This window comes from Clostridiales bacterium (assembly GCA_030016385.1).
Classification (GTDB): Bacteria; Bacillota; Clostridia; order Clostridiales; family Oxobacteraceae; genus JASEJN01.
In genome coordinates this window covers 13269-30064 of sequence record JASEJN010000009.1, presented here as the reverse complement: position 1 = coordinate 30064, position 16796 = coordinate 13269, and the positions used below count along the sequence as shown (strand labels likewise).

15 protein-coding genes are annotated in these 16796 nt (G+C 38.3%); 14 read left to right on the top strand and 1 reads right to left on the bottom strand.

Annotated features, from left to right (window positions below):
- Positions 1-78: 78 nt before the first annotated feature.
- From QME45_03660 to gltX, 3 genes are all read left to right on the top strand, one after another.
- On the top strand, positions 79-1743 hold the full coding sequence (locus QME45_03660; protein ID MDI6617760.1) for a nucleoside kinase: 1665 nt from the start codon (positions 79-81) through the stop codon (positions 1741-1743).
- 122 nt (positions 1744-1865) lie between these two features.
- Complete coding sequence (locus QME45_03655; protein ID MDI6617759.1) at positions 1866-2984, top strand: HD-GYP domain-containing protein; 1119 nt, start codon at positions 1866-1868, stop codon at positions 2982-2984.
- 137 nt (positions 2985-3121) lie between these two features.
- Entirely contained in the window at positions 3122-4576 is a 1455-nt protein-coding gene (gene gltX, locus QME45_03650; GenBank protein ID MDI6617758.1) for a glutamate--tRNA ligase, read from the top strand.
- A 37-nt stretch (positions 4577-4613) separates the two neighbouring features.
- Here gltX and QME45_03645 read toward each other — a convergent pair whose 3' ends face one another.
- The gene (locus QME45_03645) at positions 4614-5387 is read right to left on the bottom strand and encodes a hypothetical protein (GenBank protein MDI6617757.1); all 774 of its coding nucleotides are present in this window, start codon (positions 5385-5387) and stop codon (positions 4614-4616) included.
- A 208-nt stretch (positions 5388-5595) separates the two neighbouring features.
- Here QME45_03645 and QME45_03640 point away from each other — a divergent pair, with 208 nt between their 5' ends.
- The 11 genes from QME45_03640 (at position 5596) to QME45_03590 (ending at position 16782) form a co-directional block, all read left to right on the top strand.
- Positions 5596-6453 carry a YitT family protein gene (locus QME45_03640; GenBank protein ID MDI6617756.1) on the top strand — a complete coding sequence of 286 codons (858 nt, stop codon included), beginning with the start codon at positions 5596-5598 and terminating at the stop codon, positions 6451-6453.
- A 158-nt stretch (positions 6454-6611) separates the two neighbouring features.
- Entirely contained in the window at positions 6612-7019 is a 408-nt protein-coding gene (locus tag QME45_03635; GenBank protein ID MDI6617755.1) for a hypothetical protein, read from the top strand.
- 201 nt (positions 7020-7220) lie between these two features.
- Positions 7221-8042: a transketolase gene (locus QME45_03630; GenBank protein MDI6617754.1), complete on the top strand. Its 822-nt coding sequence runs from the start codon at positions 7221-7223 to the stop codon at positions 8040-8042.
- Complete coding sequence (locus QME45_03625; protein MDI6617753.1) at positions 8042-8992, top strand: transketolase family protein; 951 nt, start codon at positions 8042-8044, stop codon at positions 8990-8992. The genes QME45_03630 and QME45_03625 overlap by 1 nt, the downstream gene beginning before the upstream one ends.
- Positions 8993-9128: 136 nt before the next feature.
- Positions 9129-9986 (top strand): YitT family protein, encoded by an 858-nt coding sequence (locus QME45_03620; protein ID MDI6617752.1) that lies wholly within the window; start codon positions 9129-9131, stop codon positions 9984-9986.
- Between the two features lie 151 nt (positions 9987-10137).
- Positions 10138-10824 (top strand): cell division ATP-binding protein FtsE, encoded by a 687-nt coding sequence (gene ftsE, locus QME45_03615; GenBank protein ID MDI6617751.1) that lies wholly within the window; start codon positions 10138-10140, stop codon positions 10822-10824.
- The gene (gene ftsX / locus QME45_03610) at positions 10814-11701 is read left to right on the top strand and encodes a permease-like cell division protein FtsX (GenBank protein MDI6617750.1); all 888 of its coding nucleotides are present in this window, start codon (positions 10814-10816) and stop codon (positions 11699-11701) included. Before ftsE ends, ftsX begins: the two co-directional genes overlap by 11 nt.
- A gap of 64 nt (positions 11702-11765) precedes the next feature.
- Positions 11766-13031 carry a peptidoglycan DD-metalloendopeptidase family protein gene (locus QME45_03605; GenBank protein MDI6617749.1) on the top strand — a complete coding sequence of 422 codons (1266 nt, stop codon included), beginning with the start codon at positions 11766-11768 and terminating at the stop codon, positions 13029-13031.
- A 157-nt stretch (positions 13032-13188) separates the two neighbouring features.
- Positions 13189-14076, top strand: a complete 888-nt coding sequence (locus tag QME45_03600) for a hypothetical protein (GenBank protein ID MDI6617748.1) — start codon at positions 13189-13191, stop codon at positions 14074-14076.
- Between the two features lie 16 nt (positions 14077-14092).
- Complete coding sequence (locus QME45_03595; GenBank protein MDI6617747.1) at positions 14093-15427, top strand: YheC/YheD family protein; 1335 nt, start codon at positions 14093-14095, stop codon at positions 15425-15427.
- 11 nt (positions 15428-15438) lie between these two features.
- Positions 15439-16782, top strand: coding sequence for a YheC/YheD family protein (locus tag QME45_03590; protein MDI6617746.1), 1344 nt, complete (start codon positions 15439-15441; stop codon positions 16780-16782).
- Positions 16783-16796 lie beyond the last annotated feature (14 nt).

The window sequence follows — 16796 nt, the reverse complement described above, 5'->3', positions numbered from 1 at the left end:
TAAAAAAAGGTTGCTTTGCAGATGTATATTTTATAATAGAATCATGTTGATAATTATAGCTTAGAAGGTGGATGTTTAATGGGGAAAATACATGTTGAACTAAAAAACGGCCAAAGGATAGAATGCGATAAAGGTATAAGTCTGCTGGACTTAATCAAGAGTTTATATAAAGAGAATAAAAAAAATATAATTATCGCAAAAGTTGACAATGGTTTGAAAGAGCTGAACGATACATTAAGCAGGGATTCAAAGGTTGAGTTTTTGACATTGTCATCACACGAGGCAAGAAGGATTTACGCAAGAGGTTTGTCCTTTGTGCTTATAAGGGCTGCTATGGAGGTATTCCCGGGCTGTACCATATCCGTTGAACATTCGTTGAATAAGGGACTTTATGGAGAAATATACAAAGATAAAAAGCTTAATAAGGATGATATAGCGCAGATACGTGAGAGGATGCAGAAGATAATAAATGACGATGCTCCATTTGAAAAGCTAACGATAAGTTTAAAGGAAGCGGCGGAGTTCTTCAGGAGATACGGGCAAAACGACAAGTTAAGGCTGCTTAAATATTTGAAAAGCGATACTATAGACGTATATAAGTGCGGGTGGGTATACGATTATTTTTACGGAAGCATGGTCCCATCCGCCGGATACCTTAAATATTTTGAGCTGGAATATTATGAACCAGGTTTTATACTCCGTTATCCCGATATATATACTCAAAACTCAATTCCCGAATATCAGGATCAAAAGAAGCTTTTTCTGGTATACAGGGAAGCTGAACAATGGGCAAAGGTACTGGATGTCGCTGATGTAGGAGCCCTAAACGACAAGGTTTCGTCTGGTGAAATGGGTGATATGATAAGAGTGTCGGAAGCGCTGCATGAGAAAAAAATTGCAAAAATTGCCGATACTATTACCGACAATAAAGATAAAATTAAAATCGTTCTTATCTCCGGCCCTTCGTCCTCGGGAAAGACGACTTTTTCCAAGAGATTGTCTATTCAGCTTCGCGTCAACGGTCTCAGGCCCAAAGCCATATCCCTTGACAATTATTTTTTAGACAGGGATAAAACCCCGAGAAAAGAAAACGGCCAGCCCGATTTCGAATCTATCGACGCGCTGGATATAAAACTGATCAATGAACATTTTAAAAAGCTTCTGAATGGGGAAGAGATAGATCTTCCGGTATTTAATTTTATAAAGGGACGCAGGGAATACAAGGGGGACAAATTAAAACTCGGCAAGGATACAATACTCATAGTTGAGGGAATTCACGGCCTTAATAAAGCCCTTACATGCGATATAGCCCCTGAAAACAAGTTTAAAATATATGTAAGCGCCCTCACGCAGCTTAATATCGATAACCACAACAGGATACCGACTACCGATCTTAGAATTTTAAGAAGGATAATCAGGGATAACAGAACGAGGGGAAGGAACGCAGAGTCGACCATACTTGGTTTTCCTGATGTAAGAAGAGGAGAGGATATAAACATTTTCCCATATCAGGAGGAAGCCGACATGATGTTTAATTCCGCTCTGATCTATGAACTCGGGGTGCTCAAAAAATATGCCGAACCGCTTTTGAAAGAGATTAAGAGAAGCAGCAGTGCATATTCCGAGGCAAAAAGGCTGCTGAGTTTTTTGGGTTACTTCCTGACCGTCAATGAAAAAGAGGTTCCGACGAATTCAATTATCAGGGAGTTTATCGGCGGAAGCTGTTTTTATGAGGATGAATAGACACGATATACTTAAAATTAACCTGGAGAAAGAGATAAAATTTTGAAGGATTTTAGATAATTATGTAGAAAATAAAAACAATTAGGGGATTTTTTATCTCATTTTGAAGGGTAGGGATAGTTTTGCGTTTGGTTCCCGTTAATTGTGTTAGAGAAGGTTCTTACCTTGGAAAGACGATACTGGATAGTTGCGGTAGAGCGCTTCTTAAAAAAGGCGCTAAACTTGACAATCCGATTTTAAAAAAGATTGAGATGAATGGGATATATTCTGTATATATAAAAGATGAATATAGTGAAAATGAACTCGAAGATATTATAAAGCCTGAAATAAGGCAAAAAGCCATAAAAACCATAAAGGAAAGCTATGAGAATTTAATGAAATATAGCAAGTACAGGGAGGGAAATTTGCTGGATTTCAGGAAGGCTTCGAAATCAAAATATAAATATATTGAAGATATAGATAAAATATCACGGGAACTTCTAAATGAAGTTTTATCGAAAAAGAATGTGCTCGTCAATCTTGTGGATATTAAAACAATGGACAATTATACGTATGAGCACAGTATTGACGTTGCAGTGCTGTCTATAATCATAGGTATGGAGCTCAACTTTACTGAAAACAGGCTGTATAAACTTACAATAGGTGCGATACTTCACGATATAGGCAAAATATTTATACCAAAAGAGGTACTATTAAAAAACGGAAGGCTTACCGAAACGGAATTCAGCCTGATAAAAAAACATCCCGAAAGGGGCTTTAATTATATTCAAGATGAGGATGGAATCTATCCAACTTCCAGGATTGTAATACTTCAGCATCACGAAAGGATTAACGGTACAGGCTATCCGTATAATCTTAAAGGCAATAAAATACATGAGTTTTCGAAAATAGTTTCTTTAGCAGATGTATATGATGCATTGACTTCCGATAGGCCATACAGGCTGGCAATACCGCCAAATGAAGCAGTGGAATATATCATGGGCGGAGTAGGCAGATATTTTGATCTGAAGTATGTGAATGCATTTTTAAAGAGAATCGTTCCATATCCTGAAGGGACTCTGGTCAGGATGTGCAACGGTGATATAGGTGTGGTGGAAAAAGTGAACAGGGAATATCCACTCCGCCCAAAAATAAAGATTATCTGGAAAAAGGGCAAGGGCAAAATAGCCGAGCATATAGACCTCATGGAAGTGAAAAATGCCGTTATAAAGGGTGTGCAGTACAAGATCCCCAATAGTTAAGCCCCTATAAAATGTGCACCTCCTCCCGCCAAGGCAGCTGTTGTTGACATTGGTCACTATAAAATGTAAAATAAAAAAAGTTAAATAGATGTATAATGCATGATATGGCAAGTATATTGTTTTTTTATAAGGGAGGAATAGGTTTGAAAGAAGTTAGAACAAGATTTGCGCCAAGTCCTACAGGTTATATGCATATCGGAAATTTGAGGACGGGTTTATATGCTTACCTTTTGGCAAGGAAATATGGAGGGAAATTCATATTGAGGATTGAAGATACCGATCAGGAAAGATATGTGGAGGGCGCAGTCGATGTCATATATAATGTGCTGAAACTCGCAGGGCTGAAGCATGACGAAGGTCCTGACATAGGAGGACCTTATGGGCCTTATGTCCAGAGCCAGAGAAAAAGCATATACAAGGAGTATGCTGAAAAATTAATCGACATTGGCGGAGCATATTACTGTTTCTGTACAAAGGAGAAGGTCGAGGAGATAAAGGAAAATCAGAACTTGGGAGCCAAATATAATGATCCATGCAGGTACATACCGCCTGATGAAGCTAAAGAGAGAGTGAAGAGAGGCGAACCTTATGTCGTAAGGCAGAGGATACCCGAGATAGGGGCTACATCCTTTGAAGATGCGGTATTCGGGAAGATAACCGTCGATAATAATACTCTTGATGAAAATGTGTTGCTGAAATCCGATGGGTTCCCGACATACAACTTTGCGAATGTAATAGACGATCATCTCATGAAAATTTCCCATGTGATGAGAGGTGTGGAATACCTGTCTTCGACGCCGAAGTACAATTTATTGTATAATGCCTTCGGATGGGAAATCCCTGTATATATTCATCTTCCCCTTATAATTAAGGAAGGTGGTAAAAAACTCGCCAAACGTGAGGGGGATGCATCATTTGAGGATTTTTACAACAAAGGATATCTTACTCAGGCTATAATAAACTATATTGCTCTTCTTGGCTGGAATCCAGGTACGTCCCAGGAAATATTTTCCTTACAAGAGCTTGAGCACGAATTCAGCATAGAAGGCCTGAGCAAATCTTCAGCGATGTTTGATATTAAAAAGCTAAACTGGATGAACGGCGAATATATAAGGAAAATGTCACTGGATGATTTCCATAATAAGGCTCTTCCATATTACAAAAAAGTAATAAAAAACGATAAAATCGATCTTAATAAAATAAGCGCGCTGCTTCATGCAAGGACGGAAGTATTCAGCGATATATCTTCGAATATCGATTTTTTTGAAAAGTTGCCGGATTATGATGTAAATATGTATGTTCATAAGAAGATGAAAACAAATCTGGATAATTCCTTTATAAGCCTGAAAAATTCTTATGAAGCCCTTGAAAATTTACAGGACTGGAATGAAGACAGCATAAGGGCTGCTTTATACGGTGTTATCGAGAAACTGGGTGTAAAGAATGGAGTAGTGCTGTGGCCTGTCAGGACAGCTCTTTCAGGTAAACAGTATACACCGGGCGGAGCTATTGAAATAGCAGATGTACTTGGCAGGGATGAGTCTTTGAGAAGGTTGCATATAGGTATCGAAAAACTGTCAAATGCAAAGTAGCAGAATAATTTAACCGGCCGAATTTTGGCCGGTTAAATTATTCGTTTATAACAGAAAATTCTTTTGATACCGATTCCGTCTGATTGTTTATTGTAACAGATGCTGTGACGGCGTATTTGCCTTCAAGAAGCTTCTGACCGGCATCGGGTTTAAGGGTGAATGCGATATTCCTTGTTCCTTCCGTCGTGATTATGTGTGAAAGATTATCGCCGGTATCCTTATAATACCATATGCATGTTACTTTCGTATTTTTTGGAAGGTCCTTTGATTGTATAATGAAGTAGATAATATTATCCGATTGTTTAAACTCAGAAGTTATGTTTACAGGGTTTAATTTATCCTGGCTATCTACAGACTTTGAAGTAACTGGATTTAGAATGTGAACGGGTTTTACCTCAGCTGTTATTTCAAAATCAGCTTTTGCACTGAGCTGTTTGCCGTTTACAGTCGCACTTGCAGTAACTTCGTAATTTCCGGAAGGGAACTGGTTCCCGCTTCTTTTCATTGTGAATACTTCATAGTTTGTTCCGCTGCATATTATCTCCGCTGCTACTTCCGTGCCGTCACCCAGATATTTCCATACGGCTTTAAGCTTGGTATCCTTTGGAAAATTGGTTGTTTTTACTATAAAGTATATTTCAGGATCGCTTTGCACAAAATGGCTGGAAATTTCTTTAGGCCTTGACGTATTTTTGTCGATGGACTTTGCTATTGTGGCATCCCCGAGTGAGGGATTCTTTTGCGTAAACGCACACGAATTCATTGTAAATGTTATTAAAAATATAATGCAAATAGTGTATAATTTTTTCAAGGGAATACCTCCAATCGCATTTTTATATATTATAATCTTTGAATATTATAATGCTATTATTCGAACTGATTAAATATTACATAAAGTATAATATTCCTAGGGAATGATATGCAAAATATATATGGATTATTATTAACTTTAATCCGCAATTTCAAATTAAAGGGTATTATTAAATGCGTACTTTTAAAAAAGAGAAAGGAAGTCAGAAATGAAAGTTCAAATGAAGATAATCTCAAGGGTCATGAATATTCTGACAGGAAGCTTGATTGCCGCGATAGCTATAAATGAGTATATTATTCCCCATCATCTTTTAAGCGGAGGAGTGGGCGGCATAGCTATTATCGTGCATTATACGACCGGAATATCAACCGGCGTGCTGGTTTTTGCCATGAATATACCGATTTTTATCGAGGGTATAAGGAAAATTGACAGGGATTTTATAATATACAGCTTTGTAGGCACATTTGGCCTGTCTATTTTTCTAATAGTGCTTAATTATGTGAGGTTCCTTGAATTTTTGAGAGTTGACGACATAATGCTTGCCGCTATATTTGGAGGTGTAATAAACGGCATAGGGGCGGGTCTTATTTTTAAAAACAGAGGTTCCATGGGAGGAACGGATATTATAGCCGTTATTGTAAAGAGAAAAAGGTCCATCAATATAGGAACGGTGCTTTTTTCGATAAACATATTTATAATCTGCATAGCATCTTCGCTATATGGCATTAAACCTGCATTGTATACGCTGATCTCTATGTATATATCGGCGGCGGTCATAGACAGGGTGCAGGAGGGATTCGACAGAAAGAAATCTGTGTTTATCGTATCCGAAAAAGATGAGGAAATAGTGGAAGCTATATTGAAAAAGGTGCACAGGGGCGTTACATATCTTTATGGAGAAGGTGCATATACGAAAAAGGAAAGAAGGATCATTTATTGTATAGTTACACTAAAGCAACTCTCAGAACTTAAGCATTTAGTAAAACAGCTTGACCCCTCGGCCTTTTTTACGATAACCGATACATCCGAGGTATCCGGCAAGGGATTTATCTACAGGGATATATAAAAGCCTGAACATATAGTTTTATGAGGGCATATTTTTTATATTTGAAGAATATTCTTCAAATGGCGTCAATGTACCCGTTTTATGAAATTGCAATAGCAATTTTACAGGGATTGTTCCATATAATAATATAGTAAATATTTCATGTGGGATGTTTTTAAATGGAAACCGGTTCAACAGGCAATAATTTTGCCGATATCGTCAATCCAGGTTATATTACCGAGGATTATACGCAGCTTGTACAGACGTATTATTCGGATCAGACTTATCTCGCAGATCTTTTAGCAAAGCTTGCGGGAACATATAATGTGCTTGTTAATTCTGCAGACGTCATCAATAAGATTGCGCTTTCCAAAAAAAGCGATATTGATGATGCTCTTGACAGGGCCGATGATGTAGGAAAGCTTATGGATAAAGTAATAAACATGCTGGAAATACAGACAAAATTATATGCTGGCTACATAAAAATGAAAAATGACTTTATTATGAACAACCTTCCGTTTAATGAGATAATAAAATCTGATATAGATCATCATATAAAGCATGAGCACCATCATGACAGCGATTAAGGATGGATTTTTCTGCGGCGGCAAAGTGAGAAGCTTATCGAAACTTGAATCTGGCGAATGAGTGTTCAAAATAGCATAAGTTCAAATTGCGAATTGAAGATAAAAGTCGTATATTGTTTAAAAAAATAATGATAATTGGTATAATAAAATATGGATTATAATTTAACTTAAATTTGCCGATAAGTTTACAGGAGGTAAAGAATGGATAAGTATCAGCACTTAAATGATATTGCATTAAAAGTAAGAAGGGACATTGTTGAGTCGATTACAGAGGCAAAATCAGGGCATCCAGGCGGTTCTCTTTCAGCAGTCGAGATAATTACGGCTCTATATTTTAAAATAATGAGGATAAATCCCAAAAAGCCTCATTGGGAGGACAGGGATAGATTCGTTCTTTCAAAGGGGCATGCAGCTCCAGCTTTATACAGCGTTCTTGCGGAGAGAGGTTATTTTCCGAGAGAGGAGCTTTTAAAACTCAGAAAAATAGGAGCGATGCTTCAAGGTCATCCCGACATGAAGGGTACGCCGGGAATAGATATGTCTACAGGTTCCCTGGGGCAGGGGCTTTCATCTGCAAACGGCATGGCGCTTGCAGGAAAGCTCGATAATAAAGATTACAGAGTCTATGTGCTCTTAGGTGACGGTGAACTGGAGGAAGGCCAGGTATGGGAGGCGGCAATGACATCGGCGCATTATGAGCTGGATAATCTTACGGCGTTTGTAGACCATAACAAGCTGCAGATCGATGGCCCTATATCTGAAGTTATGAGTCCCGAACCCGTGGATGAAAAGTTTAAAGCTTTTGGGTGGAATGTTATTTCCATAAATGGTCATGATTTTGAACAGATTTTGGATGCCGTCAACATAGCCCGAAATACCAAGGGAAGGCCGACCATGATTGTAGCTGAAACTATAAAGGGAAAAGGCGTGTCGTTTATGGAAAATCAGGTAGGGTGGCACGGAAGTGCGCCTAGCAGGGAACAATGTGAAAAAGCTCTTTTGGAATTGGGAGGCGGAAAATAATGGCTGAAAAAATTGCAACAAGGGAAGCTTACGGAAAGGCGCTTGTGGAACTTGGAGAAAAAAACAAGAATATCGTGGTATTAGATGCGGATCTTTCAAAATCTACAAAAACAGCGAATTTTGCAAAGAAATTTCCTGAAAGGTTTTTTGATATGGGGATCTCCGAAGCGGATATGATGACTACTGCCGCAGGTTTTGCAACATGCGGCAAAATACCGTTTGCAAGCACTTTCGCAATTTTTGCAACAGGTAGGGCTTATGAGCAGGTAAGAAATTCTATCTGTTATCCGAAGCTGAATGTCAAAATTGCGGCGACTCACTCGGGAATAACCGTTGGAGAAGATGGCGCCACCCATCAATCCGTGGAAGATCTGTCCCTTATGAGATCAATACCGAACATGTGCGTCATATGCCCTGCAGATGCGGTGGAGACTAGAGCGGCCATCTTCGCTGCCGTTGATTATAAAGGGCCTGTTTACATAAGGTTAGGAAGGCTTTCGGTGCCTGTTATATATGACGAGAATAATTTTAAATTTGAATTGGGCAAATCCATATTGGTAAAAGGCGGAAAGGATTTAACAATAATCGCGGTGGGTATCATGGTTGCGAAAGCACTCGAGGCCGCCCTGAAATTAAAAGAGGAAGGCATAGATGCAAGAGTTATCGATATGCATACGATAAAACCGGTGGATAAGGAAGCCGTAGTTAAAGCCGCCAAGGAAACAGGAGCCATTGTAACATGTGAAGAGCACAGCATAATCGGGGGGCTCGGAAGTGCAGTGGCAGAGGTTTTGAGCGAAGAGGCGCCCGTGTTTTTAAAGAGAATAGGCATAGAGGATAAATTTGGCCAATCAGGTGCGCCTGATAAGCTTATGGAACTATATGGGCTGACATCCGACAGGATAGCAGATGAATCCAGGAAAATATTGAAACGTTTAAAAACGAAGTAGTTCTGAAAGCAAAAGGATATGGCCAAAGGCCATATCCTTTTGCAACAGTAAGCTTGTTACTTTATGCATTTTTTGTTCGAAAAAGAATGCATGCTAAAATTATTATACAAAACAGCGAGATTTTAAAGGTGATGATATTTTGAAAAATACGTTGAAACAATACATAGTAATAACAATTGGTTTTATTATTTGCTCAATCGCAGTATATTTTTTTCTGATGCCCAATAATATAGCGGCAGGTGGAGTTACGGGGCTTGGCATGATAATAAATCATTATGTGCCCGTTCTTCCAGTAGGTATGCTTATGATTTTTATGAATGTACTGTTATTTGTCATATCTTTTGTTGTGCTCGGAAGGAAATTTGGGATTAAAACCATATATGCAAGCTTTGGATTTTCGGGAGTCATATGGTTGCTTGAGAGGACGGTGCATCTTGAAAATCCTGTTACGGATGACCCGCTGCTGGCCGTAATAATAGGGACTTCGGTTTCAGGATTCGGCATGGCGATGATATTTAATTTTAATGCATCGACAGGCGGTACGGATATTCTGGCCAAAATACTGAATAGATATTTCCATATAGATATAGGAAAATCTCTTTTTATCATCGATTTTATCATAACTCTTATGGCTGCATTCACATTTGGAATACAAAAGGGTCTGTATGCAATTATAGCTGTAGCTATGAACGGCTATATAATCGACTATATCATAGCAGGATTTAATATTGTGATGCAGGTTTTTATAATGACAAAAAATACCGATATTATAGCAGAGTATATAATGAATGAACTCGATAGGGGCGTAACGTTTTTCACGGGGGAGGGCGGCTTCTCCGGAAATGGGTTCAGGATCATATATACCGTTCTAAGCAGAAAGGAGTTCATACGATTGAGGTCGTATATTAGAAAAGTTGATCCGAAGGCTTTCATTACAGTAAGCGATGCACATGAGGTCTTGGGTGAGGGCTTCAAAAATATGAATCCTGATTGATTATAGCATAGTTTACAAAACAAGATAAATATATTGTCAAAAATTGGCGTGATAAATTTTGATAAGATTTTTGATTATATTAAATATTATGGTATAATATCTATATATAATTAACATTATATATGTCGAATTTACAGGAGTTGTTGGTCTAATGATAGAAATGCAGCATATATCAAAGGTATTCAAAGAAAATTCTATCGCCCTTTCAGATATAACACTTAAAATAGACAAGGGTGAGTTTGTATTCTTGGTCGGCCCAAGCGGAGCGGGCAAATCCACATTTATTAAACTTTTGCTAAAGGAAATAGAGCCCACTTCAGGTATTATAACAGTAAATAATATCAACCTTTCGACATTAAAGCACAGGCAGATTCCTTATTATAGAAGAACAATAGGTACGGTGTTTCAGGATTTCAGATTGCTTCCAAATCTCACCGCTTATGAAAATATAGCTTTTGCAATGCATATAGTTGAAGCATCATCGAGGGATATAAGAAGAAGAGTGGCGCAAGTCCTTGCCATGGTTGATTTAAGCAGAAAAGCAAATTCATATCCAAATCAACTCTCAGGCGGAGAGCAGCAGAGAGTTGCCCTTGCAAGAGCTCTTGTAAATAATCCATCTATTCTAATTGCGGACGAGCCTACGGGCAACCTTGATCCTGACAGCGCCTGGACAATACTCGATATATTAGATGACGTAAACAAAGTTGGGACAACCGTTGTTATGGCAACACATGCAAAGGATATCGTAAACAAAGCCAAAAAAAGGGTTATTGCCCTTGAAAAAGGAGTACTTGTAAGAGACCAGAAAAGGGGGGCATATAACTATGAAGATTAGGACATTTGGTTATTATATCAAACAGGGTTTTAAAAGTGTTGCGAGAAACAGGATGATGAGCATAGCCTCGATAAGTGCCGTAATGGCTTCACTTATCATACTGGGTATATTCTTTATAACGGTGGCTAATGTAGATTATTTGATGAGAAGTGTGGAATCAGGCGTCGAGATAAAAATATTTTTAAAGGACGATATAACAAACGACCAGATGAGTACTATCGATTCAAACTTGAAAAAAGCCGAGGGAGTAACGGATGTCGTTTACGAATCCAAGCAGGAGGCCCTTGATAATTTCAAAAAGGAACTCGGGGAAAACAGCGGGTTGGTAGAAGGAATCGATGCAAACAAGGTTATGCCGAGTTCATATATTGTAAAAATGAAAGGGCCCGAGTTTGTGGAGGGAGCCGTAAAATCGGTAAAAGGCCTTCCAGGGGTCGATAAAATAAACGATGCAAGGCCTTTTGTAAATCAGCTTATAAAAGTGACAAACTTCGTTAAAACAGTGGGCATAACTTTAATGGTTATATTGCTCATTATATCGATATTCCTGATTTCAAATACTATAAAACTTACCGTAATGGCAAGAAGAAAAGAAATAGGCATCATGAAATTTATCGGGTCGACAGATTGGTTTATAAGGTGGCCTTTTATAATAGAGGGGCTTTTGCTTGGTTTCATAGGCGCTCTCCTTTCAATTGTCATACTTGGTTATGGTTATACTGCCGTAGTGAATCAATTATATAAAAATTATGAAATGATCAAGCTTGTAAATCCAATGGACATTATTCCATATATGGCGGCGTTGTTTGCTGCAATAGGGCTTTTTATAGGGTCCATAGGCGGTATAATATCTATGCGAAAATTTTTGCGTGTTTAAATATCCTGTTATTTTTATGGGGATATAGCCGAAAAATTAATTATACAAGGCAAGGAGGTGATATATGTTGGTTAAAAAAAGGGTAAAAGTATTTCTGATTGTTTCGCTGCTGGCGATTTTTTGCTTCAATATTATGGCGATGGCTGCCGATGACCTTGGAAATCTCAAGGATCAATACGGTGATACAAATGATAAAATCGATGATTTGAAGGGTCAAAAGGGCGATATTGTATCCGAAATCCAAAAATATCAGAAGGATATAGATGTGCTCAAAAACAATATATCGAAGGTCAATAATGACATAGATGATATACAGCATAAAATCAGCACCGCACAGAATAATATCGATGTGGCGACAAAGAAATTAAACGCTGCGATTGAGGATTACAATAAACAGGATGCATTGATGAAAGAGAGAATCAACGCCCTGTACAAAAATGGGACAACCATTGGATACATACAGATTATACTTAGTTCTACAAGCCTTTCGGATTTCTTAACGAGGGCTGATATCATGGAAAGAGTAATAAACAATGACGTCCAGATGCTTAAGGTGATGAAGCAGAAAAGAGTCAGCATCAATAATCAGAAAGTAAAATTGGAAAGCGACAAGAAAGGGCTTGTTGCATTGAATTCAAGCCTTGTCAGCAAAAAAAACGGGCTTGAAAAGCAAAATGCTCAATTGAATGTTCTGGTAAAAGACAGAAACCAAAAAGTAGCCAAGTTGGATTCTACAATAAAGGCTGAACAAGTGGCAGCGGAAAAGATAAAGGACAAGATATCTTCCATTATGGCGGCCAAGGCTGCGGCCGAGGCGGCGGCAAAGAAAGCCGCAAGCAGCGAAAGCGGGAGTACACAGGTTGCAAGCAGAGGCGTAAGCTCATTTAACGGAAGAGTATATGCGATACTCCACAGGTCTGAATTTCCGGCCGGCGCGCATCCATATATATCGTCGGGTTATGGATCCAGAGTAGATCCGATAACAGGAATCCTCGGGGCATTTCATCCAGGCATAGATATAAGCACAAATGGTGCAGTGAATATACCTGTACATGCCATGGCACCGGGAACGGTGATAATTGCTGAGTGGGTTTCAGGATACGGAAACTGTGTCGTTATAGATCATGGCAACGGCTTGTTTTCGCTATACGGCCACAATAACAGTTTCAAAGTCATAGAAGGCCAGACAGTCAGCGGAGGACAGGTTGTTTCCCTTTCAGGGAACACAGGAAGGTCTACAGGGCCTCACGTTCACTTCAGTGTATTAAGAGGCGGCACAGGCAGAGAAAATTATATAAATCCTTCGCCATATTTATTGATATCTGATTGATGATAATGTTGCTGCATAATTGATGAATATTCATTATGCAGCAACATTTTTTTATTTGACTTCTTAAACAAAATTTCGACCTATTCTTTCAAATTTTCCTATGGACAAGTCACTAACTCTCATCTTTTACATAGCCTGTATTGAGGGGGGATGATTGATGATAGGTATATTATGCGATAATGGAAAAGTGAGCATGTATGCTCATTTATTGTTCCCATTCATCAAATCCTTTAAAAAGAAGGCAAATGCAGTAGTTCTTTTTACCATAAAGGGTATAGACATCAAAAATAAAAAAGTTACAGGCATTATCGTAGATTCAAGTGGAATAAAGAAGAGCATTGTAACATTGCCGCCTGTGATATTTAATTTTATATATATGGAAAGGAAAAACCAGGTAAAAACGTTTGAAAGCATTCTAAGTATGAACAATATCGCCATTATAAATGAGATTAACAGGTTTAACCTGCTTATGATAATGCAGATGCTGTCATCATCTGTAAAATTTAGTGAGTTCGTGCTTCCATACCGCTTATACAATGCAAATGCTTTAAAAGAAAACGGTAATCTACGCCATAATGTATTTATTCCTTTAAAAAGTTCGAATAAACTGCAGGCGCTTTATGATGAAATTCCTTCAGGAGTGGAAAAAAATGCTCTTATTAAAAAAAGGTGGATACAGATAAAAACACCTTCCATAAGGATGTATAAAAGTATGCCATTTGTAATAAGGAACTATGTACAAAAGGGTTCCGATGGGGCATGGCTGTCCTTAGGGAAAATGGCCTTGCAAAGAGATATATTTAAGAATACCGGTTTTATGAAGCTAATCAGGGAAATATCCGTTGATATGGCAGTATTTATAGAAAAATTCATACCCGGAATGGGGATATGCTATATGGACTTTATAATAGATGAATATAATAATCCGTATTTTGTAAATTTTGGAGGATTCGATAGAAATATAATACTCCAGCAAAAGGATATGATCATTATCAAATATTTTTTAAAAAACCTATTTGGCTATGCATTTTATTTAATAGGCTAATAAGAGGGGGATAAATATGTGGGTTACTATAAATAAAGTATCCTCTTTAAATGATGTTATTCTCCTGCCTGAGGCAGCCGTAGAAAAAATATATAAAAGGATGTATATCTGCTTCGGACAGAGAAGGGTAGCTGCAAATGTAAATTTATCAAAAGAAGACGGCGATAAGCGCGGTGAAAGCATCGATAACCCTTTAAATATAAAAATATCCGGTGATATATTAGCGAGACTCATGATATCAAGCAATCTCGTATATCGATTGAAGATTTCTGGAAACAGCATAATAATAGGTCCCGTTATAGGGTTTTTAATAGGGAATAGGAATTATGCCTATAGTCCGTATCATATGGAAAAATATTCGGACCGTTTCGGTATATATAATGAATGCGGAGGACTTATTTATGCATTTTCTCCGAGATCTATCGATTGGGAAAACAAGATAATATACGGGCTTTATTACGATTATAAGAGGGAAGAATGGTTATATGGAAGGTTTCCATTTCCATCCGTTATATATAGGAGGGATTTTCATACCAATCCTGAAACAATTAAAAAACTGATACAGGTGACACATGGCAAATTATTCAATTCGTGGAGATTTTCAAAGTATTATCTGTACAGTTATATAAAACAGGATGCCAAGTTAGTATCCAGCCTGCCGCCCACGGCATTGATAAAGGACTATGATACTATCAAAAAATTTATCGATAAATACGGGGACGTGATTTTGAAACCCGTGAATCTTTCGCGGGGCCGCGGGATATGTGTCATCAAAAGGGAAAAGGATAATTACAGGTTCATAGATTACAGAAAAAGCCAGGCAAGCGATGAGATATTGAGCGAAAATGAGATGGAGAAGTTATTTAAAAGCGACAGTTTCTTGCCTAATAGATATATAGTTCAAAAGCTGCTTCCCCTTGCCAAGATCAACGGAAGTGTATTCGATATAAGGATTGTGATGCAAAAGGATAGGAAGATGCAGTGGTTTGAATCGGGAATAGAATGCAGGGTGGCAAAATCAGATTCGTTTTTGACAAATATATCAAGGGGAGGATATGCCCTTTCCTTAGACGAAGCATTGGATAAAGCATTCAATTGCAGTAGCGACCGGGAGGATATTAAAAAGAAAATTCATGATTTATGCATTGATACCTGTGTGAGGCTGGATAAAACCGGACACCATTTTGCCGAATTAGGCATCGATATAGCGATAGATGAAAACAAGAAGTTATATATTATTGAGGTAAATGTATTCCCAAGCTTTAAGGGTTTCAAGATGATGAATCGTGACACTTACCTTTCGATAAGGTATACTCCGATACTTTATGCCTCATATCTTGCAGGATTTTAGAGGTGATGAATATGAATCTTATAACTATCGAGCGTCATAGATCTTCTGAGCCGGAACTTGTTGTGAACAGGGAGACGGCATTTGATGTCGGAATCGAAAGGAAAAAAAGGGCGTATATAAGTTTTGGAAACCAAAAATATTGCGTGGATGTTGCAGTTTTGGATACGGTAAGCAGGGGGAAACTGTTGATACCAGCATATATAATAGATAAAATGCATGTGCCGGACTATGTTGTATATGAAGTCAGAGCATACGGAAATGAGATCAGGTTAGGCCCATTTATAGGGATACTCGGTAGCGTCAGATATGAGAATATTACAAAAGACAGACTTGAGCATGAAAAGGAATGCATACGGGATTATTCAAGGCTCCACGGGGCGATAACGGTATTTTCTTTAGATAGTGTGAATAAAGACAAGAGACTCATAAAAGGATTCTGCTTCAATCCGGGGGATAATTCGTGGAAAGAAGGTATTTTCCCTTATCCTTGCGCTATTTACCGGACCATAGGCCTTAATGAAGATTGGCAGAACCATTTTTTATCCACTATAGGTGATACTGTCTTTAACGGACAGTATTTCAGCAAATGGGAAATGTATAAATGGTTTTCAACCGATGCCTCCATAAAGGATAGTCTTCCTGAAACCAGGCTTTACAGGTCTGAAAAGGATATTTTCGATATGCTAAAAAGGCAAAAATGCGTTTATATCAAGCCGGATTGGGGAATGAAGGGCCATGGAGTTGTAAAGGCAAGCATCACCGACGAGGGAATCTTATTTGAATATAGAAAGGATAAAAAAAATAACAGGATTGTTGCTGAAAACCGGATCAAAGCCATAAGAATAATGAAAGATCTGTTTGCCTATAATGAATGCATCATACAGAAGGGAATAGATCTGATTAAATGTGATGAAGGAGTAGTTGACTTCAGAGCTGTCATGCAAAAAGATGATACTGCAAACTGGGTGTGTACCGTAATAGTAGCCCGCGCAGGAGCTAAAAGAAGCGTCGTAAGCAATATTTCGAGCGGAGGGAAAGGCTTTATGCCTGAAGAGCTTCTTAAAGATGTCATGGGAATGAATAATAGGCGGGCGCTGCAGAAAATCATCGAAATGCGTAAGTTCTGTTTAAAAGTGTGCAGGACGCTGGATGGATTTGGAGTTAACTGCGGCATCCTGGGGATCGATATAGGGATCGATTATACAGGCAAAATATGGCTGATTGAGATAAACCACAGAAGCCCCCACCCTGCGATAGCACTGTGCATTCAGGATAGGACTTCATACAATAAAATAATCTCGGGCCCTCTTTTATATGCAAAATCGCTTGCAGGCTTTGGGCGCAATGTCCGTTAGTTCTATTGCAACAT